Origin of the sequence: Bradyrhizobium sp. LB11.1 (genome assembly GCF_040549385.1) — a bacterium.
Classification (GTDB): domain Bacteria; phylum Pseudomonadota; class Alphaproteobacteria; order Rhizobiales; family Xanthobacteraceae; genus Bradyrhizobium.
Genome location: NZ_JBEPTH010000015.1, coordinates 1 through 25,394, shown reverse-complemented (window position 1 = coordinate 25,394; position 25,394 = coordinate 1). Strand labels below are relative to the sequence as shown.

At 63.2% G+C, this 25,394-nt stretch carries 24 protein-coding genes and 3 pseudogenes; 15 read left to right on the top strand and 12 right to left on the bottom strand.

The window, feature by feature from the left end:
- Positions 1–124: 124 nt before the first annotated feature.
- The gene (locus tag ABIA96_RS29820; RefSeq protein WP_354140611.1) at positions 125–1,294 is read right to left on the bottom strand and encodes an MFS transporter; all 1,170 of its coding nucleotides are present in this window, start codon (positions 1,292–1,294) and stop codon (positions 125–127) included.
- 110 nt (positions 1,295–1,404) lie between these two features.
- Between ABIA96_RS29820 and ABIA96_RS29815 the strand changes: the two genes are divergently transcribed.
- Positions 1,405–1,776, top strand: a complete 372-nt coding sequence (locus ABIA96_RS29815) for an ArsR/SmtB family transcription factor (protein WP_354140638.1) — start codon at positions 1,405–1,407, stop codon at positions 1,774–1,776.
- Positions 1,777–2,009: 233 nt separating this feature from the next.
- On the opposite strand, the gene ABIA96_RS29810 is transcribed toward ABIA96_RS29815, so the two are convergent.
- Positions 2,010–2,711, bottom strand: coding sequence for a class I SAM-dependent methyltransferase (locus tag ABIA96_RS29810; protein ID WP_354140610.1), 702 nt, complete (start codon positions 2,709–2,711; stop codon positions 2,010–2,012).
- Positions 2,712–2,815: 104 nt separating this feature from the next.
- Between ABIA96_RS29810 and ABIA96_RS29805 the strand changes: the two genes are divergently transcribed.
- Positions 2,816–3,340, top strand: a complete 525-nt coding sequence (locus tag ABIA96_RS29805) for a Dps family protein (protein ID WP_354140609.1) — start codon at positions 2,816–2,818, stop codon at positions 3,338–3,340.
- A gap of 110 nt (positions 3,341–3,450) precedes the next feature.
- Here the strand turns inward: ABIA96_RS29805 and ABIA96_RS29800 are convergent, their stop codons facing one another.
- Both ABIA96_RS29800 and carA read right to left on the bottom strand, forming a co-directional pair.
- Positions 3,451–3,972 (bottom strand): cupin domain-containing protein, encoded by a 522-nt coding sequence (locus ABIA96_RS29800; RefSeq protein ID WP_354140608.1) that lies wholly within the window; start codon positions 3,970–3,972, stop codon positions 3,451–3,453.
- Between the two features lie 125 nt (positions 3,973–4,097).
- Entirely contained in the window at positions 4,098–5,288 is a 1,191-nt protein-coding gene (gene carA / locus ABIA96_RS29795; protein ID WP_354140607.1) for a glutamine-hydrolyzing carbamoyl-phosphate synthase small subunit, read from the bottom strand.
- A gap of 146 nt (positions 5,289–5,434) precedes the next feature.
- On the opposite strand from carA, the gene ABIA96_RS29790 reads away from it, so the two are divergent.
- The 4 genes and pseudogenes from ABIA96_RS29790 to ABIA96_RS29775 form a co-directional block, all read left to right on the top strand.
- Positions 5,435–6,163: an alpha/beta fold hydrolase gene (locus tag ABIA96_RS29790; RefSeq protein ID WP_354140606.1), complete on the top strand. Its 729-nt coding sequence runs from the start codon at positions 5,435–5,437 to the stop codon at positions 6,161–6,163.
- Positions 6,164–6,196: 33 nt separating this feature from the next.
- On the top strand, positions 6,197–6,652 hold the full coding sequence (locus ABIA96_RS29785; protein ID WP_354140605.1) for a GatB/YqeY domain-containing protein: 456 nt from the start codon (positions 6,197–6,199) through the stop codon (positions 6,650–6,652).
- A 133-nt stretch (positions 6,653–6,785) separates the two neighbouring features.
- On the top strand, positions 6,786–7,922 hold the full coding sequence (locus ABIA96_RS29780) for an epoxide hydrolase family protein (RefSeq protein ID WP_354140604.1): 1,137 nt from the start codon (positions 6,786–6,788) through the stop codon (positions 7,920–7,922).
- 3 nt (positions 7,923–7,925) lie between these two features.
- A pseudogene (locus ABIA96_RS29775) lies at positions 7,926–8,126 on the top strand (AMP-dependent synthetase); the annotation flags it as partial.
- Between the two features lie 27 nt (positions 8,127–8,153).
- On the opposite strand, the pseudogene ABIA96_RS29770 reads toward ABIA96_RS29775, so the two are convergent.
- From ABIA96_RS29770 to ABIA96_RS29760, 3 genes and pseudogenes are all read right to left on the bottom strand, one after another.
- Positions 8,154–8,665, bottom strand: a pseudogene (locus ABIA96_RS29770) (SRPBCC family protein).
- The gene (locus ABIA96_RS29765) at positions 8,662–9,132 is read right to left on the bottom strand and encodes an SRPBCC family protein (RefSeq protein ID WP_354140603.1); all 471 of its coding nucleotides are present in this window, start codon (positions 9,130–9,132) and stop codon (positions 8,662–8,664) included. The pseudogene ABIA96_RS29770 and the gene ABIA96_RS29765 overlap by 4 nt, the downstream one beginning before the upstream one ends.
- Positions 9,125–9,439 carry an ArsR/SmtB family transcription factor gene (locus ABIA96_RS29760; protein WP_354140602.1) on the bottom strand — a complete coding sequence of 105 codons (315 nt, stop codon included), beginning with the start codon at positions 9,437–9,439 and terminating at the stop codon, positions 9,125–9,127. Before ABIA96_RS29760 ends, ABIA96_RS29765 begins: the two co-directional genes overlap by 8 nt.
- A gap of 116 nt (positions 9,440–9,555) precedes the next feature.
- On the opposite strand from ABIA96_RS29760, the gene ABIA96_RS29755 reads away from it, so the two are divergent.
- The 4 genes from ABIA96_RS29755 (at position 9,556) to ABIA96_RS29740 (ending at position 13,289) form a co-directional block, all read left to right on the top strand.
- Complete coding sequence (locus tag ABIA96_RS29755) at positions 9,556–11,001, top strand: LVIVD repeat-containing protein (protein ID WP_354140601.1); 1,446 nt, start codon at positions 9,556–9,558, stop codon at positions 10,999–11,001.
- 2 nt (positions 11,002–11,003) lie between these two features.
- The gene (locus ABIA96_RS29750; RefSeq protein WP_354140600.1) at positions 11,004–11,549 is read left to right on the top strand and encodes a hypothetical protein; all 546 of its coding nucleotides are present in this window, start codon (positions 11,004–11,006) and stop codon (positions 11,547–11,549) included.
- A gap of 49 nt (positions 11,550–11,598) precedes the next feature.
- The gene (locus ABIA96_RS29745) at positions 11,599–12,216 is read left to right on the top strand and encodes a LysE family translocator (RefSeq protein ID WP_354140637.1); all 618 of its coding nucleotides are present in this window, start codon (positions 11,599–11,601) and stop codon (positions 12,214–12,216) included.
- Between the two features lie 89 nt (positions 12,217–12,305).
- Entirely contained in the window at positions 12,306–13,289 is a 984-nt protein-coding gene (locus ABIA96_RS29740; protein WP_354140599.1) for a DUF3592 domain-containing protein, read from the top strand.
- Here the strand turns inward: ABIA96_RS29740 and ABIA96_RS29735 are convergent.
- Positions 13,286–14,092 carry an N-formylglutamate amidohydrolase gene (locus ABIA96_RS29735; RefSeq protein ID WP_354140598.1) on the bottom strand — a complete coding sequence of 269 codons (807 nt, stop codon included), beginning with the start codon at positions 14,090–14,092 and terminating at the stop codon, positions 13,286–13,288. The two genes, ABIA96_RS29740 and ABIA96_RS29735, sit on opposite strands and share 4 nt — an antisense overlap.
- 90 nt (positions 14,093–14,182) lie before the next feature.
- Here ABIA96_RS29735 and ABIA96_RS29730 point away from each other — a divergent pair, with 90 nt between their 5' ends.
- Positions 14,183–15,094 (top strand): transglutaminase family protein, encoded by a 912-nt coding sequence (locus ABIA96_RS29730; protein WP_354140597.1) that lies wholly within the window; start codon positions 14,183–14,185, stop codon positions 15,092–15,094.
- Positions 15,095–15,189: 95 nt separating this feature from the next.
- Here ABIA96_RS29730 and ABIA96_RS29725 read toward each other — a convergent pair.
- Positions 15,190–16,359: pseudogene (locus ABIA96_RS29725) on the bottom strand (IS3 family transposase).
- A gap of 119 nt (positions 16,360–16,478) precedes the next feature.
- On the opposite strand from ABIA96_RS29725, the gene ABIA96_RS29720 reads away from it, so the two are divergent.
- Entirely contained in the window at positions 16,479–16,877 is a 399-nt protein-coding gene (locus ABIA96_RS29720) for a gamma-glutamylcyclotransferase family protein (RefSeq protein ID WP_354140596.1), read from the top strand.
- 191 nt (positions 16,878–17,068) lie between these two features.
- On the opposite strand, the gene ABIA96_RS29715 is transcribed toward ABIA96_RS29720, so the two are convergent.
- Positions 17,069–17,632, bottom strand: coding sequence for a chlorite dismutase family protein (locus ABIA96_RS29715; RefSeq protein ID WP_354140595.1), 564 nt, complete (start codon positions 17,630–17,632; stop codon positions 17,069–17,071).
- 261 nt (positions 17,633–17,893) lie between these two features.
- Between ABIA96_RS29715 and dnaG the strand changes: the two genes are divergently transcribed.
- Both dnaG and rpoD read left to right on the top strand, forming a co-directional pair.
- The gene (gene dnaG, locus ABIA96_RS29710; RefSeq protein WP_354140594.1) at positions 17,894–19,915 is read left to right on the top strand and encodes a DNA primase; all 2,022 of its coding nucleotides are present in this window, start codon (positions 17,894–17,896) and stop codon (positions 19,913–19,915) included.
- A 379-nt stretch (positions 19,916–20,294) separates the two neighbouring features.
- Positions 20,295–22,430, top strand: a complete 2,136-nt coding sequence (rpoD, locus tag ABIA96_RS29705; RefSeq protein WP_354140593.1) for an RNA polymerase sigma factor RpoD — start codon at positions 20,295–20,297, stop codon at positions 22,428–22,430.
- 82 nt (positions 22,431–22,512) lie between these two features.
- Here the strand turns inward: rpoD and ABIA96_RS29700 are convergent, their stop codons facing one another.
- Positions 22,513–22,749: a hypothetical protein gene (locus ABIA96_RS29700; RefSeq protein ID WP_354140592.1), complete on the bottom strand. Its 237-nt coding sequence runs from the start codon at positions 22,747–22,749 to the stop codon at positions 22,513–22,515.
- A 558-nt stretch (positions 22,750–23,307) separates the two neighbouring features.
- Positions 23,308–24,246, bottom strand: a complete 939-nt coding sequence (locus tag ABIA96_RS29695; RefSeq protein WP_354140591.1) for an OmpA family protein — start codon at positions 24,244–24,246, stop codon at positions 23,308–23,310.
- 148 nt (positions 24,247–24,394) lie between these two features.
- Here ABIA96_RS29695 and ABIA96_RS29690 point away from each other — a divergent pair, with 148 nt between their 5' ends.
- On the top strand, positions 24,395–25,201 hold the full coding sequence (locus ABIA96_RS29690) for a lytic murein transglycosylase (RefSeq protein ID WP_354140590.1): 807 nt from the start codon (positions 24,395–24,397) through the stop codon (positions 25,199–25,201).
- Positions 25,202–25,394 lie beyond the last annotated feature (193 nt).

Genomic DNA, 25,394 nt, shown 5'->3' with positions numbered 1-25,394 from the left:
ACTGGGCACAAAAAAAGGGCGCGCTTGCCGCGCGTCCCCTTGTGCGAGAGCGCGGGGTCTTCCCTCGCGCGCGGGTGGGTCTTAGACCAGTTTTCGGGGCGGCGAAACCCCGAAAAACGCCCCATCAACCGGCAATTTTGACGGGTTTCGGCCGCGCCTGCCAGCCACGGGCGAGATGCACCAGAAGGGCTGCTGAAACGCCCAATCCGCCGACCCAGCCGAGATCGGCCGGAGTCCAAGCCGCAAGAACGGCACCGCCCAAGGCTCCCCCGATCGCAAAGCCAAGATACATGGCGGAGGCGTTAAGGGAGAGCGCGACCATGGAGGCTCGCGGGTCGATCCGGATGATGCTGGCGACCTGAGCCGGATAGAACGCCCAGCCCGAAATGCCCTGCAGGAAGATCGGACCCAGGATCGCATAATGCGCTTGGTCAGGGAGGAATTTTAGCACCAGCGAATGCAGGAAAAGCGCGCTCGCCATGCCGGTCAGGCCGAGCGCTGCCGTGACGATGGTGCCGAGCCGGTCCGCCAGCAGGCCGCCGAGGATGTTCCCGATCGCGGCCGCGCCGCCGAACACCAGCAGCGCCAAGCTGATCCGCGAAGCGTCGAAACCGAGGCCGCGCAGAGGGACCGCGAAATAGGTGAACACGGTGAAGCCGCCGAGCGCCCATAAAATCGTGATCAGAAGCGCGATCAAGACATTGCTGTGACGCGCCACCGCCAGCCGATCGGCCAGCGAGGCCGTGTTGCGCGGCAATCCGCGGGGCAGACCAAGCAGCAGGCCGGCGAGCGCAACAGTGCCAATCATTGCGACCATGGCGAAGGTCGCGCGCCAGCCCAGCCAGCTTCCGACGAGATTGCCGAGGGGAACGCCGATGACGGTCGCGACCGTAAGGCCCGAGGTGACCAGCGCCACCGCGCGGCCACGTCGTTCCGGCGAGGCAACCGCCACAGAGACGGCGAGCGCGGTCGGCATGCACAGCCCGGAGCCGAGCGCCATCAGCATGCGCGAAGCGAGCAGAAGGGCGTAGCTGGACGCCACCATCGCAGCGAGGTTTCCGGCGATGAAGGTCGTAAGCGCGAGCGCCAGTACAGTGCGGCGGTCGATATTGTTCAGCGCCACCGCAAGGATCGGTGAGCCCACGGCATAGGTGAGGGCGTAGGCGGTAACCAATTGACCGGCGGCCGAGACCGTAATCGAGAGGTCGTTGGCGATCGCCGGCAAAAGCCCTGCAATGACAAAGCCTTCGGTGCCGATCGCGAAGGCCCCCAAGGCCAGCCAGAAGACGCTCATTGGAAACAATCCTATATTCAATGTTTATTGAACTATCGAATATGACGATCCGGGAGTCAATTGGTTCAAGAACTATTGAACATTATGGCAGCATCGCTATGATTCGTGTCATGAGCCGCACGCCACGCCACCCCACCCGCGAGCAGATCGAGCTGCCACTGGTTCTGGATTGCCTGAGCGATCCGATCCGGTTGGCGATTGTGTATCAGCTCGCCCAGCAGGAACCTGTCAGCGGCGAACTCTGCTGCGGCGACTTCAACGGGCTCGCCGGCAAGTCGAACCTCACCTATCACTTTGCAAAGCTACGCGAATGCGGGCTGATGCTGACCCGCGTGGCGGGTACGAACAGGTTCATGCGGCTGCGCCGCGAGGATCTCGAGGCGCGCTTTCCGGGCTTGCTGGACGCCGTGATCAGGTCAGCGGCAAAGGACGCCGACCGGCTTCAGCATCTGTCGGAATGTGAAGTGGTTAAGGTGGATTGAGTTTGGGACGGCCAGTCCGTCTTCGCTCCAGCTACGCCGGACACGCTTCGCCCTTGCTGGTCTAGCGTGGCTGCGCCACGCGTAGCCCCGAAGGGGCGAAGCGTGGAGACCCGGCCTGGACTTGAACCAGGATGAAGAGCGATGCACTGCTCTCGCGTAGACGCTTCCGCCACCGGGCCGTGCCGATCATTGCCGATCGAGCTGCGACAAGCCACCTCAGGTGGTCGTTATGCTTAACGCACCAAAGGCGGCCGTGCGCTGAAGGTCATGCGCCAGCGGTTGTGGCCGATATTGGTGTTAGCGCGCTGGCTGGCGAAGCCCGCCGCCTTCAACTTGGCCGTGATCTCGTCCTCGCTGTAGCGCTTGAGCCCGATACGCGTGCGCAGATGACGATAATCTGACAGCGCGGTGCTCACCAACCCGATCAGCGCGTCCTTCAGGAAGCCGTGACGCAACCCGAAGGAGAGCAGGGCCGTCACGTCGCGCGCCATGCCGACATGCGGCTGGAGGATGTCGCCGAGCACCAGCTTGCCCGACGGCTTCAGGATCCGCCGGGCATTGAGGAGCGCGGCATCGAGCTCCTCCGCCGTCATGTATTGCGCGACCGAGTTCATCACGACGAGGTCGATGGACTGGTCTTGCATCTTGCGGACGTCGTCGAGCGAGCGGACGCGGATCTTGGTGTTGGGCGCAAACCGCGCGATCAGCCGGCCGCGCACGCCGGGTGCGGGTTCGGCCAGGATCAGCTGGCCGCAGGCAGATGCCACCTGGTTCGCCGACAGCGCCTCGCCGCAGGCATAGTCCAGCACGGTCGCGTCGGGCGAAGTAATGTAGCCGATGATGTCTCGCGCGATGATCTGGAAGTGCAAATCGCGATGCAGCTTGCTGACATAGATCGTATGCGTCGAGTCGTAATAATCGATCCAATCGTCCATGGTATCCCGCCCAGCGGTTCCTATGTTGGAACCGCGCTGCCTGACCTGCGTTAGGGGTGCGACGGCGCGCCGTCAATGTCCGCGTCCTAACAGGAAGGTTTCCCGTGAGCAAAGCCCCCAGCAAGGTCTCGCCCGAGCTCGATACGCCCACCGATCTGTCGCCCCAGGCGACCAAAAAGGTCTCGGAGGCGCTCAACGTGCTTCTGGCCGACGCGTTCGCGCTCTATCTCAAGACCAAGAATTTCCATTGGCACATCAGCGGCCGCCACTTCCGAGATTATCATCTACTGCTCGACGAGCAGTCCGACCAGATCTTCGCCACCACTGACCAGCTCGCCGAGCGCGTCCGCAAGGTCGGCGGCGCCACGCTGAAGTCGATCGGCCAGGTCGCAAAGCTCCAGACCATCAAGGACAACAACGAGGATTACGTCCCACCGCGCGAGATGCTGCGTGAGCTGATGCAGGACAACAAGCATGTCGCCGCGGCGATGCGAAAAGCGCACGAAGTCTGCGACGATGCCGGCGACGTCGCCAGCGCCAGCATCCTCGAGAACTTCATCGACGAGACCGAGCGCCGCACCTGGTTCCTGTTTGAAGCCACCCGCCAGGAAGGCGGCAACGAGGCGTAAGAGCGCGGTGCCGTAGCAAGGGTGGGCAAAGCGAAGTGTGCCCACCAACCGGACTGGGCACGGCGCGCAAGAGCGCGCCTTTGCCCACCCTGCGGCAGCGTCGCCTGTCGCTACCGCCACAACCGCATCAGCGCCCCGTGCTTGCCCGTCACCGGATCGGCCGGCGGCCGCGCGACGTTTGGAATCGTCTTCAACGCCTTGGCGCGATTCTCCGGCGTGGCCCGCGTGATCTCCATCCGCGAGGCCGGCGGATAGGCGCCGATCACGCAGAAATCATCGCTCGCGTTGATGCGCTCATGTCCGGTACCGGCGGGCAGGATCGCGATATCGCCGGCCTTGATGTCGAGCTCCTGACCGTGATCGCCGCCGAAGCGAACGCGGGCGTGACCACGCGCGACGCCGAGCACCTCATGTACGGTCGCGTGGTAGTGCAGGTAATCATAGACGCCGTTACGCCACGTGCCGCCCCAATTGTTCGTTTCGAACAGGTTTTCGATGGTCTCCTCGGGGCGCTTCGGATCGAGCTTCACCGCGCCCTGGTAGATCAGGAAGGGGAGGATGTTGTTCGGCACCAGCCCGTCGTCTTCGAAGACGATGGCGAGCGGTTCGGCATAGTCACGGACGACGGACATGGCTGGGCTCCTGCGAAAGCCTAATGGTCTTTAACGAAAGGCGTGAGACGCTGTTCCTTCCAACAAGAATGCCCGGGACCAGGCCCGGGCATGACGTTGTCGCAACGATTGCGAAACAGCGCGGCTTACGCGCTTTTCTTTTGCCGCATCAGGTCGGCAAAGCGCTGGAAGAGATAGTGCGAGTCGCGTGGCCCCGGCGAAGCCTCGGGGTGGTACTGCACCGAGAACACCGGCTTGCCCTCGAGCTGGATACCGCAATTGGATCCGTCGAACAGCGAGATGTGGGTCTGTGTCGCGCCCTTCGGCAGCGTGTTCTCGTCCACGGCAAAACCGTGGTTCATCGAGGTGATCTCGACCTTGCCGGTGGTCTCGTCCTTCACGGGATGATTGGCGCCGTGATGGCCCTGATGCATCTTCCTGGTCTTGGCGCCGACGGCAAGGCCGAGCATCTGGTGGCCCAGACAAATCCCGAACGTGGGCGTGCCCGACTTGATCACGTCCTGGATCACAGGCACGGCGTATTTGCCGGTCGCGGCCGGATCGCCCGGACCATTCGACAGGAAGACGCCGTCCGGCTTCATCGCCAGAATGTCTTCAGATGACGTCGTTGCCGGCACCACCGTCACCTTGCAGCCGACGCCGGCGAGCAGGCGCAGAATGTTGCGCTTGATGCCGTAGTCAATGGCGACGACCTTGAACTCGGCGTTGTCCTGCCGGCCAAAACCCTTGTCCCACAGCCAGGGCGTCTCGTCCCAGGTGAAGCGCTGGCCGGAGGTGACCATCGGCACGAGGTCCATGCCCTCGAGGCCGGGCCATTCGCGCGCTTCTTCCTTCAGGCCATGCAAATCGAACTCGCCGTCCCTGGCGTGTGCGATCACTGCGTTGGGCATGCCCTTCGAGCGGATCAGCGCGGTCAGCGCACGGGTGTCGATGCCGGAGAGGCCGATGATGCCGCGCGCCTTCAGCCACTGGTCGAGATGCTTGGTGGCGCGGTAATTCGAGGGATCGGTGATCGCGGTGCGCAGGATCACGCCGCGCGCGCCGGGCGTCGCGGCCATGTTCACCGTTTCGATATCTTCGTCGTTGGTGCCGACGTTGCCGATATGCGGGAAGGTGAAGGTGATGAGCTGGCCGGCATAAGAGGGATCGGTGAGGATCTCTTCATAGCCGGTCATCGCGGTGTTGAAGCAGACTTCACCGACGGCTTGGCCTTCGGCGCCGAGACCAAAACCTTCGAGCACCGTGCCATCGGCGAGCACGAGGAGCGCGGTCGGCTTGTGGTCCGGCCAAGCGGTATCGTTTTCATGTTGTGTCATGAGTGCGTTTCATAGTCCCCGCAGGGGCGTCCGTCAAAGCGGGAAACGACGGATTCACATGCGTTTTTGCATATTTGACAGGTCCCCTCGGACACTTAAGCTTGGCAGAATAATTTCCGCCAATTCCAGGGGCTTGCGAGGCAATAATGGACCGGACGACCCCGATTGTGCTGGTTCCGGGGCTCGCCTCCTCGGCCCGGATCTATGCGCCCGTGATCCCGGCGCTCTGGCGCTTCGGCCCGGTGATGGTTGCCAACCATATCCGCGACGACAGCATCGCAGCGATCGCCGCCCGCGTGCTGAGCGAGGCCCCGCCGCGCTTCGCGCTCGCCGGCCATTCCATGGGTGGTTACGTCGCGCTCGAGATGATGCGTCAGGCGCCCGAGCGGGTGGTCAAGCTTGCGCTGATCAACACCCAAGCCCGGCCAGATACGCCTGAAGCAACCACGCGCCGCCGCGGCCTGATGGAGCGAGCGAAGCGTGGCGAGCTGCGCGCGGCGCGCGAGGAGATGTTTCCCGAGTTGGTGCATCCTTCGCGACGCGATGATGCAGGCATTCGCCAGCTCGTGCATGAGCAGGGCGACGACGTCGGCGTCGAAGGCTATCTGCGCCAGCAGATCGCGATCATCGCGCGGGTGGATTCTCGGCCGACATTGGCGACAATCAGATGCCCAACGCTGGTGCTGACGGGCGACCAGGACAACACGATCCCCAACGCCTTCTCGAAGGAGATGGCGGAGGGTATTGCCGGTGCAAAGCTCGTCGTTTTGACGAATTGCGGGCATCTGCCGCAGCCGGAGCAGCCCGAGGCGACCACACGGGCGCTGGCCGAATGGCTGGGAACTCCGGTTGTCTCAGGGGCGCGAACGGCCTAGATCAGGCGTCGGATATTCGAAGGGATCACGACCATGCTGCGCGATGACATCAACAATGCGGTCAAGGAGGCCATGAAGGCCAAGGAGGAGCGCAAGCTCTCCACGCTGCGCATGGTCAACTCGACCATCAAGAACGCCGACATCGAGGCGCGCGGCAACGGCAAGCCGCCGTTGTCCGATGCCGATCTGCTCGGCGTTTTTCAGAAGATGATCAAGCAGCGGCAAGAGTCGGTCGAGCTCTATGACAAGGGCGGACGCGCCGAACTGGCCGCGCAAGAGCGGGAAGAGATCGCGGTGATCTCGGCCTACTTGCCGAAGCAGATGTCCGACGACGAGGTGAAGGAGGCGATCGCTGACGCCATCACTGAATCCGGCGCCGCCGGCATGAAGGACATGGGCAAGGTGATCGCGGTGTTGCGCGCGAAGTACGCCGGACAAATGGATTTCGGCAAGGCGTCTGGCTTGGTGAAAGCCGCGCTGACGGGCTGACCGGTCATTCCGGGGCGACGCGAAGCGTCGAGCCCGGAATCCATCGTGCCACCGGCTCTGTTGCGAAATGGATTCCGGGCTCGCGCCAAGCGGCGCGCCCCGGAATGACAACAAGAAAATGGGGAGGCAACCGATGACCGCCATCAAACCATTTCGCATCGCCATCAGCGAGGACATCCTCGCCGACCTCAAATCGCGCCTCGCCCGCACGCGCTGGCCGGAGGCGGAGCTGGTCGACGACTGGAGCCAGGGCGCGCCGTTGAAATGGATCCAAGAGATCTGCGCCTATTGGGCTGATGGCTACGACTGGCGCGCGCGTGAAGCAAAACTCAACCGCTTCGCGCAGTTTACAACCGAGATTGACGGGCTCGACATCCACTTCCTGCATGTCCGTTCGAAAGAAACAAACGCGCTGCCGCTGATCATCACCCATGGCTGGCCCGGCTCGATCGTCGAATTTCAGAAGGTGATCGCGCCGCTGGTCGATCCCGTCGCGCATGGTGGCAATCCCGCGGACGCCTTCCATGTGATCTGCTCTTCGCTGCCGGGCTTCGGCTTCTCGGCCAAACCCAAGACCACCGGCTGGGGCGTCGACCGCATCGCCGCAACCTGGGCGAAGCTGATGGACCGGTTGGGCTACGCACGTTACGGCGCGCAAGGCGGCGACTGGGGCTCGGCAGTGACGACCTCGCTCGGTGGACAGGACGCGGAGCATTGCGCCGGCATCCACATCACGCTCGCCTTCAACGCGGCGCCCAAGGTCGAGGGCGAGCCGACGGCGGAAGAGAAACGGGCGCTTGCAGGGCTCAAGCACTACATCGATCTCGACTCCGGCTACTCCAAGCAGCAATCGACGCGACCGCAGACGCTTGGCTACGGCCTGACGGATTCGCCGAGCGGGCAGGCGGCCTGGATCCTGGAAAAATTCTGGGCCTGGACCGATTGCAACGGGCACCCCGAGAACATTTTTGACAAGGATGAGCTGCTCGACAACGTCATGCTCTACTGGACGACGGAGACGGCGACGTCATCCGCCCGGCTCTATTGGGAGAGCTTTGGCAAGCGCCGCACGACGCCCAAAGTGACCGTGCCGACTGGTGTGGCCGTGTTTCCCAAGGAGATCATCACGCCAGTGCGGCGCTGGATGGAGCCGAACTTCCACAACATCACGCATTGGAGCGAGATGGAGAAGGGCGGGCATTTTGCCGCGTTCGAGCAGCCTGAACTGTTCGTGCGCGACGTCAGGAAGTTCTTTGCGACGGTGCGCTGAGCCATGCTGACCGAGGCCAAGACCTACGACGAGCTCACTCGCAACTTCCGCTGGGACATCCCGACGCGCTTCAATATGGCGGACGCCTGCTGCGATCGCCACGCCGACGGCACCGGCCGCCTCGCGCTGGTTTATGTCGACGAGAACGGCGCCACCACGCGCACCTCCTTCGACGACGTCGCCGAGGCGTCACGCCGCTTCGCGGGAAAGGAGCCGCGATGGCTGCTTGGGTTACGGCGTCTTGATCCCCACCGCCTTCAATGCTTCCAGCATCTTCACCGGCGGTGACATCTTGATCTGTGGCGCCTTGCCCGTTTCCAACAGGCTCTTCAATCCCGACAGGATCGCGGGCCAGCCGGTGCGGCCGCCGGAGAGGATGTCGTCGCTGAGCTCGCGGTCGTGGCGTTCGCTCATCGTGAGGCGGACGGCTTCGCCGGCTTGCTCGATCTCGTAGGTGACGAGCGTGGTGCCGAGCTTTGCGACGAGGTCGGGCCATTGACATTCCATGTCACCGTCAGCTTCCTCGGCGGATCGTATTCGAACACTTCGCCGGAGATGTGCTCGGAACCGTCGGGTGCGCGCACGATGAAGCTGCCGCCGAGCTTCGGCTGCATCTCGACCTCAAAGCCGGAAAAATATTCTCGGCTGAACTTGGCCGAGGTCAGCGCCTCCCACACCTTCTCAGGCGTGGAGGTGATGTAGATTGTGTAGACCGTCAGCGGCTTGAACTTGTCGAGATTCATTTTGCATCGAATCCCTTGTTGAGCGCCGTGCGCGGGATGGCGAGCACCTGGCCTCGCTCCAGCAGGCTCTTCAGCCCGGACAGGATCGCCGGCCAGCCATTGGAGACGGCGCCGAGATATTTGCCGCCCTCGACAAAGCCGTCATGCAACACGGTTAAACGCACGAGCGAGCCGAAGGGTTCGATGGTGAAGACGACGCGCGAGATCGGCTCGCCGCGCAGCTCCGCGTATTTCAAATGCTTGAAGCTGTAGGACAGGCGCCGCGGCGGATCGGTTTCCAAAATCTCGCCGGAATCGGTGACCTCGCCGTCGAGCGTGAGCGCGAAGGGCGAGCCGATCTTCCAGTCGGAGCGGACTTCTGCGCCGAACCAATATTGCCTGGTGAACTCGCTCGACGTCAGCGCTTCCCACAGCTTTTCCGGTGCGGTCTCGATGTAGGTGACATAGACGAATTGCGGCTTACTCATCGCGCTTCTCCAACTGGCGTTTCAACTCGCTGAGTGCGGCGAGCTTGCCGTGCTCGAATTTCCTGATCCAGCGCTCGCCGATCTGGTGGATCGGCACCGGATTGAGATAGTGCAGCTTCTCGCGACCATGCTTGATGGTCGTGACCAGATTGGCCTCTTCCAGAATGACCAGGTGTTTTGTCACCGCCTGGCGCGTCATCTCCAGGCCTTCGCAAAGCTCGTTCAATGTCTGGCCGTTCATGGCGTGGAGCCTGTCCAACAGCGACCGTCGCGACGCATCGGCGAGCGCTTTGAAGACCTCATCCATGGCGGCGATAATAGGCAACCAAATGGTTGCATGTCAAGATGATGTCTTTGGCGCGTGCGAGCGGCTGTGTTAGCTTTGAAGCTCAGCCAACGCAGATTGGTTCCGGGAGGACTTTGATGTTTCGTTGCGTCCTGACTGCTGCCGCCCTCGTCCTTTTCGCTGGCAGCACTGTTGTCCACGCCCAGAAGCAGACCATAGGCGCGCCGCCCGAGGCGTCCAACATGAAGCTGGTGGGCACCAACGATCTTCAGGCGCGTAGCGCCTATCAGCCGACCATCCATCACCAGGGCGACCGCTGGATCGCCTATATCGGCCATCACGGCGGCACTGATGACGTGCCGGCTCCTATCAATCCGATGACGGGCAAGGCGGAGCCGAACGGCACCTCGATCGTCGATGTCACCGATCCCACGCATCCCAAATATCTCAGGCATTTGCCTGGTCAGGAAGGCAAGTATGAATCGGGTGGCGCGCAGATGGTGCGGGTCTGCGACGGCAAGACCTTGCCGAAGGGCGATCCCAACGCGGTCTACATGCTGCGCACCTTCGGCAGCGAGGCGCATGAAATCTGGAACGTCGCCGATCCCGCCAATCCCGCGCTGATCACCCGCATCGGTGGGTTGAAGGACACGCACAAGAGCTGGTGGGAATGCGACACCGGCATTGCTTATCTCGTGTCTGGCGCGCCGGACTGGCGCACGCGCCGCATGACGCAGGTCTATGATCTCAGCGATCCCGCGCACCCGCAGAAAATCCGCGACTTCGGTCTGCCCGGCCAAGAGCCTGGATCGACCGGAGCGGTACCGACCGAGCTGCATGGGCCGATCTCAACCGGGCCCAACGGCAACCGGGTCTATTTCGGTTACGGCACCAACAAGGGCGGCATTTTGCAGATCGTCGATCGCGACAAGCTCCTGAACGGACCGAAGGAGCCGACGCCGGACAATCTGCGCTATCCCGAAATCTCGCGGATGCCGATGTCGGCGTTCAACGGCGCGCACACCACCTTCCCGATGCTCGACATGCCGGTTGCGGAATTCGCCGAGGACAAGGACGGCAAGACCCGCGACATCGTCATGATCGTCGACGAAGCGATTTTGAACGAATGCGGCGAGGCGCGGCAGATGGTGTGGTTCGCCGACGTCACCACCGAGACGCGGCCGATGATGATCTCGAGCTACACCGTCCCGGAGGCGAGCGGGCAGTTCTGCCAGCGCGGCGGCCGCTTCGGTTCGCATTCCTCGAACGAGAGCATGGCGCCGATCTACTACAAGAAGATGGCCTTCATCGCCTTCTTCAATGCGGGCGTGCGCGCGCTCGACATTCGCGATCCCTATCATCCCAAGGAAGTCGGCTATTTCATACCGGCGATCACGCAGGCCACCGACAAGCGCTGCATTCCCGTCGAGGGCGGCGAGCGTTGCAGGGTCGCGATCCAGACCAACAATGTCGAAACCGACGACCGCGGCTACATCTATATCGTCGACCGCGCCAACACTGGCCTGCATATTCTCGAGCTGACCGGTCCGGCACGCGCCGCCGCCGGCCTGCCGAAGAACTGACGATGCGGCGGGCGGTGACAATAGCGGTGGCGGCGATCGTGCTTGGCGCCTCCGGCGTCGGCGCGTATCAGCTTGCGCCGCAGGCCACGCCGACTTCAGTGCATTGGCGCGAGCTTGCCTGGCCGTTCCCGCGCGACGGCTGGCCGGCGGGCCGCGCCTTTCGCTGCGAGGGCGGCACCTGCGACGGCGCCGAGCTCTATGTCCGCGCCAAGCGCGGCTTCTGCAATTGCGACAGCGGCGTTGCCGATGATGACGAGGTCGATCGCGTCGCCGATATCGATCTGATCACCCCGCGCTTTGCGGCGAGCGCGCCGGGCGAGGTGGTACATGTCGGCGAGATGCGCGGTCGTGCGCGGCGCTATGATCTTGCGATTTATGCCGGTGCGAGCCACGCCGCGGTCGGCGTTGCCGTCTCGCGGCGCTGCGATCTCTTCGTCGCCGCGGCGCAGGGGCGGGGCGATGCCAACGCGATGCAGCATGCTGCGCTCGCGTTCCTGGAGACGCAGGAGATGAAAGCGTGGGTGGCCGCGGCGCTGGACGGCAAGTAAGTGCCATGCATTAATACCCACAAATGCCCCAAGCCGAGTCCTCCCCATGATGTCCATGCAAGCCTATCTCGCCTTCGTCGCTGCCTGCATTGCGCTCGCGCTGTTGCCGGGCCCGATCGTCACCCTCGTCATCGCCAACGGCCTGCGCCACGGCACCCGCGCGGCGCTGACCAACATTCTCGGCGTGCAGATGGGGCTGCTGATCGTGATTGGTGTCCTTGCGGTCGGCCTCACCACGCTGATGGCGACGATGGGCTACTGGTTCAACTGGGTGCGCTTTGCCGGCGCGGCCTATCTGGTCTGGCTCGGCATCAAGCTGATCCGCTCCCCGGTTGAGGGCGTCGACGCCGACGCGCCACCGCCTCCCCCGCGCGGCGGCTTTCTCTTGCAGGGCTTTGTGGTCGCGTTGTCGAACCCGAAGCTGCTGGTGTTCTTCGGCGCGTTCATTCCGCAGTTCATGGACATGAGCAAGGATCACCTGCCGCAGGTCCTGCTGCTCGGAATCACCTTCATGGTGCTTGCCGGCCTGACCGACGGAATCTACGCGCTGCTTGCCGGTCAGGTCCGCGGCTTTTTCTCGGCGCGCCGCACCCGCATGATATCGCGCGTGTCCGGCGGCTTCATGATCGGCGGCGGCGTCTGGCTGGCGCTGATCCGGGCCAAATGAGCACGACTTAAGGAAGCGAGCTGGCCGGTTGAACCTTCGTCCGCTGCGGTGCGTCCAAGGAAGCATTGCCGCTGACGAAGGGTTTTGCCGTGCCCAATTTGCCTCCGCTGGTTTACGCGATGCTGCTTGCGCCGCTCGCGCTGATCCTGATTGCCGCCATCGTGAAGACTTGGCAGACGCGTGAGGCGCGGAGCTGGCCGCAGGTATCAGGCAAGGTCGTCACGTCAGTCGCCGAACTGCGCGAGGTCAGGGTGTCCGACGACGAGCGCGAGGACGGCTACCGGATGGAAAGCCGCAACTTCGCCAATGTCGCTTACGAATATTCGGTGAGCGGCCGGAAACTGAGCTGTAACCGCATCTCGATCGGCGAGGACCTCGGCAATTTCCAGGTCGCCGAGAAGCTCGCGAAATATCCTGCCGGCAGCATCGTCACGGTCTACTACAACCCGCGCCATCCCGATCAGGCCGTGCTGGAGCGCGACCTGCCCAAGGGCCTGTGGGGTTGCCTCGGCATCGGCTCGGCGATCGTCGTCGCCATCATCTTCGGCTCAGCGTTCGGGCTCAACCAGAGTTACAACTGGCTCGCGCATCACGTCGGCCGGCCCGATCTGGCGGGCATGGTCGTGGGCTTCGGCGCGTTCGGCCTCGTCATTGCGCTGATGGGCTGGGCGGTGCGGCGGCAGGCCTCGATGGCGGCGCGCTGGCCGGTGATGCCGGGCACCATCAAGCTGTCGGAGATGGAGGAATATCACGAGGCGAGTGAGCCCGGCGAGGCGCGCGGCGTCGAGATGTTCGGCAAGCGCGTGACCTACACCTGCAGCTACCAGAACGTTCGCTACACCAATGAATGCGCGCGGGTCGCGGCCGGCACGCCACAGGCCTCCAACAAAATGCTGGAGAAGCTGATGTCGCGCTATCAGGATGGTGCTTCCGTCGACGTTCATGTCAATCCCGACAATCCCGCCGAGGCGACGCTCGATGCCCGCGGCGAGGGCCGCATCGCCTATGTGCTGTGGGGTATCGCCGCGATCTTTGCCGTGCTCGCGCTGTTCGTGGCGACACGTGGTGGCTAGTCGACCAACAGCTCCGGCTTCAGCTCGACCTCGATCGCCGCAAAAATCCGCGCCAGCCGCTCCGCCCATTGCTGCTGGCCGGATTGATCTGCGATCAGATCCTGGCGGATTTCGATGCCGGTGTTGACGAGGCCGCGGGCCTCGCCGTGCACGGGAATGGTGTAGTCGCTGAGATCGCTCACCGCATAGGGCTCGTTGTCGCCGACGACGAGATCGCCCTCCGCGCGCAGATGTCTCAGCAGGAGCTTCGGTAGCACGATGTCGCGATTGTAGAGCGCGCCAATGTGCCACGGCCGCGCGACGCCGGCATAAACAGGCGTGAAACTATGCAGCGACACCAGGACCGTCGGTCGCTTTGTGTGTATCCGGCTGTCGATCACCGCGTCGATGCGGTGATGGTAAGGCTCAAAGATCTCGCGCCGCCGTGCCGCGCGGTCGCCTTCCGAAATGCTCTCGTTGCGCGGGATCGTTGTCGCCTCTGATATCACAGGGATCGAGCTCGCCACGCCGGGTGAGCGATTGCAGTCGATCACGAGGCGCGAATATCGCTGCGCGACGAGATGGGCATCCAGCATCTCCGCCATCCGGTCGGCAACGCCGGCGATGCCGATGTCCCAGGCGATGTGCCGCGTCAATTCGCTCTCGGCGACACCGAGATCGCCGAGCGAACGCGGCAAAATGCGGCCGTAATGGTCCGATGTGAGCAGGAAGGGCGATGTGCCAGCCGCATTCACCTCATGCACTGGCGGAATGTCGCCCTCGCCAAGGAGTTGATCCGTCGCCTCGACTGTGTTGAAAGCCATTGATTGCCTATGGAAAAAGCAGTCGCCCCGGAGATTGGGCAAAGAATCGTTAACAATGGGTCTGCCCAAAATCACCATGATCTGCCGACGATGCCGCTGCTGACGGTTCATCACAAGACCGAATATCGCTACAATCGTCCCGTGGCCTTCGGTGAGCACAGATTCATGCTGCGTCCAAGCGACGGTCATGATCTGCGCGTGCTCGACAGCAAGCTCAAGATCTCGCCTGAGCCGATGTCACTGCGCTGGATCCACGACGTTTTCGGCAATTCGGTCGCGATCGCCGATTTCGATGCGCGCGCGGATAGGCTGGTCTTCGACTGGCACGTCACCGTCGAACACAATCCGGTGGAAGACTTTGCGCTGACGCCGGATGATCCAGCTTACTTCTATCCCTTTGTCTATGACGACGCGGAATTGCCCGATCTCGTCCAGTACATCACGCCGCAATACCCCGATCCCGAGGGCAAGATCGCGGAATGGGTGCGCGGCTTTCTCGACGACGATGTGCTATCGCCGACGTTTGAGATTCTGAGCCGCATCACGCACGCCATCCGCAAGCAGTTCAAATACCGCAGGCGTCACGAGCCCGGCACGCAAGCCCCGTTCGATACCTTGCAGTGGGGCACCGGCACCTGCCGCGACTATGCGCTGTTCATGATCGAGGCGCTGCGCCGTCTCGGCATCGCCGCGCGCTTCGTCTCCGGCTACATCTTCGTGCCCGGAGACATCGCGCAGCACCATGTCGGCGGCGGCGCGACTCATGCATGGGTTCAAGTCTATCTGCCGAGCGCAGGCTGGATCGAGTTCGATCCGACCAACGGCATCGTCGGCACCCGCGACCTCATCCGCGTCGCGGTCGCCCGCGACCCGCGCCAGGCAATCCCGCTGCACGGCATCTATATCGGTACCCAGGACGCCTTCGACGTCATGGACGTGAGTATCAAGGTGGTTTCGGACGAGGAACGCAGCCGCGTGGAGCTGACAGCGGAGGCTTTGTGAATAGAGCTGTCTCCTTCGTCATTGCGAGCGAAGCGAAGCAATCCAGAAATGCATCCGCGGAGGGACTGATCTTCCCCTAAAAAAGTGGACAGGGTTCAAGCCGATTTTAGCTCCATCTCGACTGGGCTGATATAGCCGATGGCCGAGTGTCTGCGGTGTTGGTTGTAGAAGCCCTCGATGTAGGCGAAGATGTCGCGCTCTGCTTCATCGCGGGTTGCATATTGGCGGTGATGGATCAGTTCAGTCTTGAGCGTGTGGAAGAAGCTTTCCATCGGGGCGTTGTCGTAGCAGTCGGCTCTGCGGCTCATGGAAGGTCGGAAGCCGGTGGCTTGCAGCAATTGGCGATACTCGGTTGAAGCATATTGGACGCCGCGATCGGAATGATGGATCAGGCCGGCGCCCGGCCTTTGTCCCTTGATCGCCATTCGCAATGCGGCGAGCGGCAATTCGGCGCGCAGATGGTCGTCCATCGCCCAGCCCACGATGCGGCGGCTGTACAGATCCATAATGGCCGCCAGGTACAACCATCCCTGGCCGGTCCAGATATAGGTGATGTCGGCGAGCCAGACCTGATTGCGCATGGCAGCCGAGAAGTTCCGGCCGACCAAGTTGGGCGCGATCGGGAAGCCATCTATCGGTGGTGCGGCATCGTCGCGGCCCGGCCGAGATGGCTCGAACGCCATGGTAGCGCATCTGCCGCTCGATCCGGCCACGGCTTGCATGGTGTCCCTGTGTCTTGAGTTCGACATGAATGCGCGGGCTGCCATAGCGGCCATGACTGTCGCGATGAACCCGCTTGATGCCTTCCAGCAGCTCTCGATTGGCCGCGGCTCGGGGGCTTTCCGGGCGCGACCGCCAGGCATAGTAGCCCGCCGGCGAGACGCCGAGCACACGGCACATGATCCGGACCGGATAGTCCGCGCGGCGATCTTCGATGAAGCGGAATCTCATGTCCGGGGTCCAGCAAAGATCGCGATCGACTTTTTTAAAATGTCGCGCTCCATGCGCAGCTGTTCATTTTCCCGCTGCAACCGCGCAATCACGTCAGCCTGGTCCGCCGACGGCAGCACCGCCTGCGATGTGGGAGCTGCGGCGCTGCCGCCGGCTCCCACCGTGTCCCGCTCCGCCACCCATCGGCTCAGTACGGAGCCGTCAAGCCCGAGTTCCTTCGATACCGACTTCGCCGAGCGGCCGCTTGATAGAACCAGATCAACTGCCTGCCGCTTGTACTCGTCCGAATAGGACCGTCCCTGCCGTTTCGCCATCTGACACCTCTCGCTGTCTAAGCTATAGGTGTCCACCGATTTAGGGGAGGCTCAATAGTCTGGATTGCTTCGTCGCAAGAGCTCCTCGCAATGACGGCGTGGAGAGTCTATAGAGCCCCATGACCTCCGATCGTCTCTTCGTCTACGGCACCCTGATGCGCGGCTTCGACCATCCGATGGCGCGGATGCTGGCGCAGCATGCGGATTTTCTGGGCGAGGGGACCTGCCGCGGTCGGCTCGTTCTCGTGAAGCACTATCCGGGGCTGCTGCTGTCCGACGCGCCGTCGGATGTCGTGCACGGTGAGCTCTTCCACTTGCGTGCAGGCGACGAGCTCCTGCGCGAGCTCGACATGTATGAGGCCTGCGGTGAGGGCTTTCTGGAGCCGACCGAATATCTGCGGCAGCTGATCGACGTGACGCTGCCGGATGGCACGGCCGCGCCGGCCTGGACCTATGTCTACAACTGGCCCGTCACCGATCTGCCGCACATCAAGTCCGGTCGCTTCCTGGATCATTGATACCTGTGCTTACCTTACCTCGCCCCGCTTGCGGTGAGAGGTCGGATTGCATCGAAGATGCAAACCGGGTGAGGGGGTACAGGTCTCACAACGACCTCGCGTGCGGAGAGAGGCCCCTCACCCCAACCCTCTCCCCGTAAGAACGGGGCGAGGGAGCGCACCTTCATCGAGTCCGGGCGCTTCCTGGATCGCTAAGCCGACAGCACTTCCTTCACCACGCGGACGTCGACCTCGCGCTCGACATAGGTCCATTCCTCGGTTTGCCTGAGCATGCCGACCAGCTCCTCGAACAGCGAGGCATGCGCGGGCGCGAACTCGAACCAGGTCAGGAAATCAAAGGGCTCGCCGAGGTCGCGGCAGTGATAGAGCTGGCGCGCGATGGCAGGCAGAAAACGAAGACTGCTCGCGATGTGGTGCGACTTGTCTTCAAAAATCTCGCGTCGCTCTTCCTGCGTCAGCTCCCACCAGGCGGCCGACTTGCGGATCGGGATCAGCGCCGCGCTGGTTGCCTCCAACCTGCCGAGGCCGGCCTGCACGTTCTCGAGCTGCTGCTTCTCCGCGCGCTCGGTGTAGCGCAAGCTGCTTGGCGCCCCGACCAGCCGCCACGCATTGCGCGAGGGCACCAGCGGCAACGAGACGGCGTCGCCGTCGGTTACCGACAGCGCCGGCATGAAGGGCAGGGACTCGCCCATCACTGATGACAGCGAGGTCACGCGCCAGCCCCCGCTATGGCCACCCCGAAAGGTCCTGAACATGGCCTATGGAAGCGTGGAACCGGGCGGGGTTCAAGCTTTTCCCGTCATTCCGGGGCGCGCCTCTTGGCGCGAGCCCGGAATCCATCAGGCCACGGGAACGCCGGGAGAAATGGATTCCGGGTTCGCGCTCCGCGCGCCCCGGAATGACGGAAAGGGCTGTGAACAGCGCGTATAATCCTGACAAACCTGACTTTTCGGTCGGCCGCACCTATATCCCTGATCCTTCGCCCGACTCACCCTGGTTCGCGCTAGACAATGGCCATGCGCTTCACGCCCCAATTCCTCGACGAGCTGCGTGCCCGGCTGTCGGTCTCCGAAGTCGTGGGCAAGCGCGTCAAGCTGAAGAAGGCGGGGCGGGAGTGGAAGGGGCTGTCGCCGTTCCAGCAGGAGAAGACACCATCCTTCTACGTCAACGATCAGAAGGGTTTTTACCACGACTTCTCTTCCGGCAAGCACGGCGACATCATCACCTTCGTGATGGAGACCGACGGCCTGCCTTTTGCCGAGGCCGTCGAGCGCCTCGCCAGCATGGCCGGCCTGCCGCTGCCGGCGGTGACGCCGGATTCCGCGCGGCAGGAGCAGCGCCGTCGCACCCTGCATGACGTCATGGAGCTCGCCGCGAAGTTTTTTGCGGAAACGCTGGCCTCGCGCGTCGGTGCAAAAGCGCGCGGCTATCTTGCCGACCGCGCGATTTCGCCCGCGACACAATTGCAGTTCCGTCTCGGCTATGCGCCGCCGCCGCCCGAGCGTTTCGCGCTGAAGGAGCATCTGGGCAAGCTCGGCGTCTCCGTCGACGACATGATCGAGACAGGTCTCCTCGTTGCCGGCGACGACATCCCCGTGCCGTACGATCGCTTCCGCGATCGCGTCATGTTTCCGATCACGGATATGCGCGGCCGCGTCATCGCCTTCGGCGGGCGCGCGCTGGAGAAGGACGTTCCGGCAAAGTATCTGAACTCGCCGGAGACGCCGCTCTTCCACAAGGGCGACAATCTCTACAATCACCAGACCGCGCGCAAAGCCACCCATGACGGCAGCGCGCTGATCGTGGTCGAAGGCTATGTCGACGTCATCGCCATGGTCACATCAGGCTTTCCCGGCGCCGTCGCGCCGCTCGGCACTGCGCTGACCGAAAACCAGCTCGCGCTGCTCTGGAAGATGGCGGACGAGCCGATCCTCTGCTTCGACGGCGACCGCGCTGGACAGAAGGCCGCCTATCGTGCCGCCGACCTCGCGCTGCCTTTTCTCGCGCCGGGCAAAAGCCTGCGCTTTGCGCTGCTGCCGGAAGGGCAGGACCCCGACGATCTCGCGCGCTCCGGCGGCCGCGGCGCGATCGAAGAGGTGATCGCAGCAGCACGCCCGCTCGCCGACATGATCTGGTCGCGCGAGCTCGAAGGCGGCAACTTTGCAACGCCCGAGCGCCGCGCGGCGCTGGAAGCACGCATCAAGGAATTGTCCAACGGCATCCGCGATGAGGTCGTTCGGCGCTACTATCGCCAGGATCTCGCGGAGCGGCTTCAGCGCACCTTTGCACCGGAAGGCGGACGCGGCGGCTTTGTCGGCCGTGGCAATTTCCGCCCCGGTGCGGGCGGTCGCCCGTTCCAGCCCCGCGGTGCGGGCCAGCCGAATCGATTCGGTGGCCAGGGGTTCGCCAGCCAGGGCCGCCGCGGCGCCCCCGGTCCGACCGTGCTTCCGTCCGGCCCCTACCAGGCGGCAAGCCCCCAGCTCGCGGCCAGTCCAATCATGCGCGGACAGAGAAGCGCCATCTCCCGGCGCGAAGCCCTGATTCTGCAAATCCTGATCAACCACCCCTGGCTACTGCACGACCATCTTGAGGAGGTCGCCGCCTTGGAGCTGGCCCATCCCGAGGCCCACAAGCTCAGGGCCGGCATTATCGCTGCTTTCGCCAACGATCATCACCATTCGCCAGACCCCGGCGAGCAGGCCGAGAAGATGCGGGCCGATATCGAAAAGGGTGGATTCTCTCAGCTTCTTCAAAGAGTTGAAGGCGGTATCACCACGGCGGCCGTGTGGGGCGCTCGCGAGGGCGCGGCGCGGGACGACGTTCTTGCGACTTGGCATCAGCTCGTTGCCTTGCATCGGCAGTACCATTCACTACTTAGAGAGTTGAAGGACGCCGAGCTGGCCTTGGGGGAAGACCCCAGCGAGGCCAATTTGGCGTGGCTGCGTGACGTCAAGGCTCGGATTGGCGAAGTCGACGGCACCGAGGCCCTGATCGAGGGTTTTGGCGAGCTATCGGGCCGGTTCCAGAAGAGCGTGTGATGAAAGAATCATGCGGACGGCCGGGACCGGAACCGCTAAAAGACTCGCCAAATCCAAGGTTTGGCGGCAAAAACAGGGTTAATCGAGGCTTAACGGTCTTGTAGCACTTTGGCCCCCAGGCGGCCGCAGGCAGAACAGACGCGTCAGGAATGAATCCGCGCAATAGCTGTTGGCACTTCACCTGCGTCCGCTGCGACAAAGAGGCTCACGAAGCGTTAGGCAAATCCGGCGAGAGAAAGGTCGGGGTGGCGATCAGATGTTCGCGCCGCCCTTTCCATGTCGAGATCTGACGAAGCGAGAGCGTCGAGCAACAGGTTCAAGTGAATTCGCGCGGGCGGGCCGATGTGCCTTCCGCATGAAGCGCGTTTAGGAGCAATGGATGGCCACCAAGGCAAAGACGCTGCAGGCGAAGGACAAGGAAAAAGACGACAAGGCAGCGGACGCGCCGGAGAAGGACTCCCAGGACGCGCCGTCTCCCTTGCTCGATCTGTCCGACGCGGCAGTGAAGAAGATGATCAAGCAGGCCAAGAAGCGCGGCTTCGTGACCTTCGATCAGCTCAATGAAGTTTTGCCGTCCGACCAGACCTCGCCCGAGCAGATCGAGGACATCATGTCCATGCTCTCGGACATGGGCATCAACGTCACCGAAGCCGACGACTCTGAAGGCGAGGAAGACAAGGACGAGGGCGGCGAGGACGAGACCGACAACGAGCTCGTCGAGGTCACCCAGAAGGCCGTCACCGAGGTCAAGAAGAGCGAGCCGGGCGAACGCACCGACGATCCCGTGCGCATGTATCTGCGCGAGATGGGCACGGTCGAACTGCTCTCCCGCGAAGGCGAAATCGCGATTGCCAAGCGCATCGAGGCCGGCCGCGAGGCGATGATCGCGGGCCTCTGCGAAAGCCCGCTGACCTTCCAGGCCATCATCATCTGGCGCGACGAATTGAACGAAGGAAAGATATTCCTTCGCGACATCATCGATCTCGAAGCGACCTATGCCGGTCCCGACGCCAAGGCCGGCATGAACAATGCCATGATCGCAGGTCCGAACGGCGAAGCGCCGGCCGAAGGCAGTCAGCCTGCCGCCGCTGGTGCGCCCGCGCATGTCGCCCCGCCCGCAGCTCCTCCGTCGCCGACCCCGTTCCGCGCCGCGCAGCCCGCCCCCGGCAATGGCGCCGAGGCCAACAAGGATCCGGGCGAGGCTGCGGCCGAAGCCGACATGGACGAGGACGACGAGTTCGAGAACCAGATGTCGCTTGCGGCCATCGAGGCCGAGCTCAAGCCGAAGGTCGTCGAGATCTTCGACAAGATCGCCGACAGCTACAAGAAGCTGCGCAAGCTTCAGGAACAGGACATCCAGAACCAGCTCCAGAACGAGTCGCTCTCGCCGCACCAGGAGCGCAAGTACAAGAAGCTGAAAGACGAGATCATCGTCGAGGTGAAGTCGCTGCGCCTGAACCAGGCCCGTATCGATTCACTCGTCGAGCAACTCTACGACATCAACAAGCGCCTCGTCTCGCATGAGGGCCGCCTGATGCGTCTCGCCGACAGCCACGGCGTCGCGCGCGAGGATTTTCTGCGCAACTACACCGGTTCGGAGCTCGATCCGCGCTGGCTCAACCGTGTCTCGAAGCTTTCCGCCAAGGGCTGGAAGAATTTCGTCCACCACGAGAAGGACCGCATCAAGGACCTCCGTCACGAGGTGCATCAGCTTGCTGCGCTGACCGGCCTCGAGATCGTCGAGTTCCGCAAGATCGTGCACTCCGTGCAGAAGGGCGAGCGCGAAGCCCGCCAGGCCAAGAAGGAGATGGTGGAAGCCAACCTCCGTCTCGTGATTTCGATTGCGAAGAAGTATACCAACCGCGGGCTGCAGTTCCTCGACCTGATCCAGGAAGGCAACATCGGCCTGATGAAGGCTGTCGATAAGTTCGAGTATCGCCGCGGCTACAAGTTCTCGACCTACGCCACGTGGTGGATCCGTCAGGCGATCACCCGCAGCATTGCGGACCAGGCCCGCACCATCCGCATCCCCGTGCACATGATCGAGACGATCAACAAGATCGTGCGCACCTCGCGCCAGATGCTCAACGAGATCGGCCGCGAGCCGACCCCGGAAGAGCTCGCCGAGAAGCTCGGCATGCCCTTGGAGAAGGTCCGCAAGGTCCTCAAGATCGCGAAAGAGCCGCTCTCGCTCGAAACGCCGGTCGGTGACGAAGAGGATTCACATCTCGGCGATTTCATAGAGGACAAGAACGCGATCCTGCCGATCGATGCCGCGATCCAGTCGAACCTGCGCGAGACCACCACGCGCGTCCTCGCCTCGCTCACCCCGCGCGAAGAGCGCGTGCTGCGCATGCGCTTCGGCATCGGCATGAACACCGACCACACGCTGGAAGAAGTGGGGCAACAGTTCTCGGTGACGAGAGAGCGTATTCGTCAGATCGAAGCCAAGGCGCTGCGCAAGCTGAAGCATCCGTCGCGGTCGAGGAAGCTGCGGTCGTTCCTGGATAATTGATCCAAGCGTCCATCGAAACGAAAGCGGCGGGCCGAGGCCCGCCGCTTTTGTTTACGCTGACGAGACGAGAATTTCGCGCAGCCTACTTCTTCTTCGTGCCGACCCGCTCGAGCCGCTTGATCTCGAGCGCCGGGCGGCCGGACTTTTCGGCGATCTCGCGGTCCTGCTCCATGATGAAGCTGCGCGCGGGTTCGTCGCCGTCGAGGCCGCCGAGCAATTCCGAGGGCACGCGACGGTTGGAGCGCTGGGAATCGTCTTCATAAAAGACATTAAAGAAGGCGAACTCGCCCTTGGGATTGGTTCCGGGTTTTTTGGCCATGGCGGCTTGTCGTCGATCAGGGGCCCGCAGTCAAATGACTTCGGTGGTTTGTTGACATCGGCGCCCAGCCGGAGCGGTCGCCTCACCGGCAGAGCGACTGTTTTGATTGCAATTTCTGCGGAGGAGGGGCGGCCTGGCCCCTGCCGCGGCCCATCACCTCAATAAACGGCGGGCCGATAAAGCCCGCCGTTTATTTTTGGTCTTCAGCGTCGCCCGGGGCTGGCAGGGCAACAACCTGAGATAGAAGGCTATAACTTGCGCTCTGCGATGGCAAGATGAATTGTCGTAGGGTTGATGTCGCAGCGGGCGCATCAGATATGCGGCGAACGTCATCGCGGGTTCCCGCAATATCGCGAAGCAGATGCTTGGATAGTCGAAATACTTTGTTCATCCCGCAACGCTCTCGCAATGCAGCGCGAGCGCGTGCGCGCGAAGATGATGACCTGGCATTTCTGCTCCGTTGTATGCACGCGAGATCCCCTCCAGCGCACGCAGATCAATGTCGTTCGTGCGTTGCACACATCACATTCGTCGCGCGTCGGAACAACGGATCAAACCTCACGGCGCCACCAGCTCGACGCGCCGGTTCAGCGCACGGCCTGCGTCTGTCGCATTCGAGCCGACCGGCGCCAGCAGTCCGACGCCGGCGGCGCGCAGCCGTACTTGCGCAATCCGGAAACTCTTCACCAGCTCGGCTGCAACCGCCTCCGCGCGCCGCTTCGAGAGATCGAGATTGTAGTCATAGGCGCCCTGGCTGTCAGTGTGGCCGACGATGAAGACGTTGAGCTGCGGTTGGCTCGTCAGCAGCTTTGCGATCTGCTCCAGCGTCGGGCGGCTCTCCGGCTTGAGCGCTGCCTTGTCGGTGTCGAAATAGATGCCGTAGAGCGCGATGTGACCGGTCTCGCCAAGTCCTTTCGCCATCGCGGTGGCGTCGACCATCTTGTTGGCGATCGCGCCCAATTCCGCGACGGTGACCTGCGCAGTGATGTCCTGGTTGTTCTGGCTGACGATGACGCTGGCATAGGTCTCGCGACCGCCCTCGGTCTTGCGGCCTGCAAAATAGCGGTAGTTGAAGCCGTCGACCCACATCTGGGGGACCGGCAGCGTGTCGATCGCCTCGGTAAAGGGAATCGCGCCGCAGGCGTCGGTGTCGCAGGCCAGCAGGGTCTCGTAGCCGGCTTTGGCAAGCTGCGTCTCGAAGTTGCGCGACACTTCCAGGATCGAGGGGCCGGGATTGGTTCGGTAGGCGATGCGGACAATGCGGCCCTCGAGCCGCCGCGCATCGGTGGGCTGTCCGTCCCTGAAGGCGGCGGCCTGCATCCGTGTCGCGTCGAAATCCTTGACGACGTAACCGGTGATGACGCTGCCGGTGAAGCGTCCAATGCCGGGATAGTCGCGGCTGCCCGCGACGTCGCGCGTCTGCGCGGCGGCGGCCATTGTGTGAAGCGAGAGCAACGCGAGGACAGCAAACATCCGGCGGGGAAGAGGCATGGTCATCTCGATCTGACAGGGACGGGGTGAGCGCTGCTGTTTAGTCGCTGGTAGTGCGTGATCGGTTCTGGCGTGGTTTTGCCGCTTTGACGCGAATCCAGTTCCCGGGCATGATCGCGCGCCGCCTTCCGCGCATTCCCAAGGATTTTCCCGCATGTTGAGATACGCTCTCGCCGTCGCTTCCATCCTCTGTCTGGCCGGCGGGTCGGCCGAGGCCGCGCGTTGCGGCGGCGACTTCAACAGTTTTGTCGCCAGCATGACGGCGGAAGCGCAGGCCGCCGGCGTCTCGGCGGGCACGACCAGCGCAGCGTTCAGCGGCATCACCCAGGATGGCGCCGTGCTCGCCTTCGACCGGCGCCAGCGCTACACTTTCAACAAGAGTTTTGAGCAGTACGTCTCGACCCGCGTCGGCGCCGGCCGCATCAATGGCGGTCGCGCGCTGCTGCAGCGTCATGCCGCGCTGCTCTCGCGCATCGAGCAGCAGTTCGGCGTGCCCCGGCAGATACTGGTCGCGATCTGGGGCCTGGAGAGCGATTTCGGCAAGGGCGACATCGGCAAGCTGCCGGTGATCCGTACGCTTGCCACCCTCGCGCATGATTGCCGCCGCACTGAGCTGTTCCAGGGCGAGCTGCTTGCCGCGCTTAAGATCGTGCAGCGCGGCGACCTGCCGCTGCGCGACCTCATCGGCGCCTATGCCGGCGAGATCGGCCAAACCCAGTTCCTGCCGTCGTCCTACATCAAATATGGCGTCGATTTCGACGGCGACGGCCATGTCGACCTCCGCCACAGCGTCGCCGACGTGCTCGCCTCGACCGCAAACCTGCTGCACTCGAACGGCTTCAAGATGGGCCAGCCCTATGACGAAGGCTCGGCCAATTTCGATGCCATGCGCGAGTGGAACAGGGCGGTGATTTATCGCAAGACCATCGGGTATTTTGCAGATCGCTTGGTGGGGCAGTAGGGCAGCAGGCGCTTATCTCGTAGGGTGGGCAAAGGCGCGAAGCGCCGTGCCCACCATCTGTCCGTGATTGCGAGAGAAGCCGTGGGCACGCTCCGCTTTGCCCACCCTCATATGGGGCATTTTGAGTCAAGGCTCTTGCGTAGGTCTGGGTCAGGGTTTGACGATGCGAGGGCGGCGCGCGGAGCCATGCGTA

What these genes read in the sequence shown, in the direction of transcription:
- ABIA96_RS29695 (WP_354140591.1), bottom strand. Translation starts at nt 24,246, where the DNA reads ATGACCATGCCTCTTCCCCGCCGGATGTTTGCTGTCCTCGCGTTGCTC.
- ABIA96_RS29815 (WP_354140638.1), top strand. Translation starts at nt 1,405, where the DNA reads ATGAGCCGCACGCCACGCCACCCCACCCGCGAGCAGATCGAGCTGCCA.
- ABIA96_RS29820 (WP_354140611.1), bottom strand. Translation starts at nt 1,294, where the DNA reads ATGAGCGTCTTCTGGCTGGCCTTGGGGGCCTTCGCGATCGGCACCGAA.
- rpoD (WP_354140593.1), top strand. Translation starts at nt 20,295, where the DNA reads ATGGCCACCAAGGCAAAGACGCTGCAGGCGAAGGACAAGGAAAAAGAC.
- ABIA96_RS29780 (WP_354140604.1), top strand. Translation starts at nt 6,786, where the DNA reads ATGACCGCCATCAAACCATTTCGCATCGCCATCAGCGAGGACATCCTC.
- ABIA96_RS29690 (WP_354140590.1), top strand. Translation starts at nt 24,395, where the DNA reads ATGTTGAGATACGCTCTCGCCGTCGCTTCCATCCTCTGTCTGGCCGGC.
- ABIA96_RS29730 (WP_354140597.1), top strand. Translation starts at nt 14,183, where the DNA reads ATGCCGCTGCTGACGGTTCATCACAAGACCGAATATCGCTACAATCGT.
- ABIA96_RS29735 (WP_354140598.1), bottom strand. Translation starts at nt 14,092, where the DNA reads ATGGCTTTCAACACAGTCGAGGCGACGGATCAACTCCTTGGCGAGGGC.
- ABIA96_RS29750 (WP_354140600.1), top strand. Translation starts at nt 11,004, where the DNA reads ATGCGGCGGGCGGTGACAATAGCGGTGGCGGCGATCGTGCTTGGCGCC.
- ABIA96_RS29745 (WP_354140637.1), top strand. Translation starts at nt 11,599, where the DNA reads ATGTCCATGCAAGCCTATCTCGCCTTCGTCGCTGCCTGCATTGCGCTC.
- ABIA96_RS29800 (WP_354140608.1), bottom strand. Translation starts at nt 3,972, where the DNA reads ATGTCCGTCGTCCGTGACTATGCCGAACCGCTCGCCATCGTCTTCGAA.
- ABIA96_RS29765 (WP_354140603.1), bottom strand. Translation starts at nt 9,132, where the DNA reads ATGAGTAAGCCGCAATTCGTCTATGTCACCTACATCGAGACCGCACCG.
- carA (WP_354140607.1), bottom strand. Translation starts at nt 5,288, where the DNA reads ATGACACAACATGAAAACGATACCGCTTGGCCGGACCACAAGCCGACC.
- ABIA96_RS29715 (WP_354140595.1), bottom strand. Translation starts at nt 17,632, where the DNA reads ATGTTCAGGACCTTTCGGGGTGGCCATAGCGGGGGCTGGCGCGTGACC.
- ABIA96_RS29810 (WP_354140610.1), bottom strand. Translation starts at nt 2,711, where the DNA reads ATGGACGATTGGATCGATTATTACGACTCGACGCATACGATCTATGTC.
- ABIA96_RS29700 (WP_354140592.1), bottom strand. Translation starts at nt 22,749, where the DNA reads ATGGCCAAAAAACCCGGAACCAATCCCAAGGGCGAGTTCGCCTTCTTT.
- ABIA96_RS29760 (WP_354140602.1), bottom strand. Translation starts at nt 9,439, where the DNA reads ATGGATGAGGTCTTCAAAGCGCTCGCCGATGCGTCGCGACGGTCGCTG.
- ABIA96_RS29785 (WP_354140605.1), top strand. Translation starts at nt 6,197, where the DNA reads ATGCTGCGCGATGACATCAACAATGCGGTCAAGGAGGCCATGAAGGCC.
- ABIA96_RS29755 (WP_354140601.1), top strand. Translation starts at nt 9,556, where the DNA reads ATGTTTCGTTGCGTCCTGACTGCTGCCGCCCTCGTCCTTTTCGCTGGC.
- ABIA96_RS29720 (WP_354140596.1), top strand. Translation starts at nt 16,479, where the DNA reads ATGACCTCCGATCGTCTCTTCGTCTACGGCACCCTGATGCGCGGCTTC.
- ABIA96_RS29790 (WP_354140606.1), top strand. Translation starts at nt 5,435, where the DNA reads ATGGACCGGACGACCCCGATTGTGCTGGTTCCGGGGCTCGCCTCCTCG.
- dnaG (WP_354140594.1), top strand. Translation starts at nt 17,894, where the DNA reads ATGCGCTTCACGCCCCAATTCCTCGACGAGCTGCGTGCCCGGCTGTCG.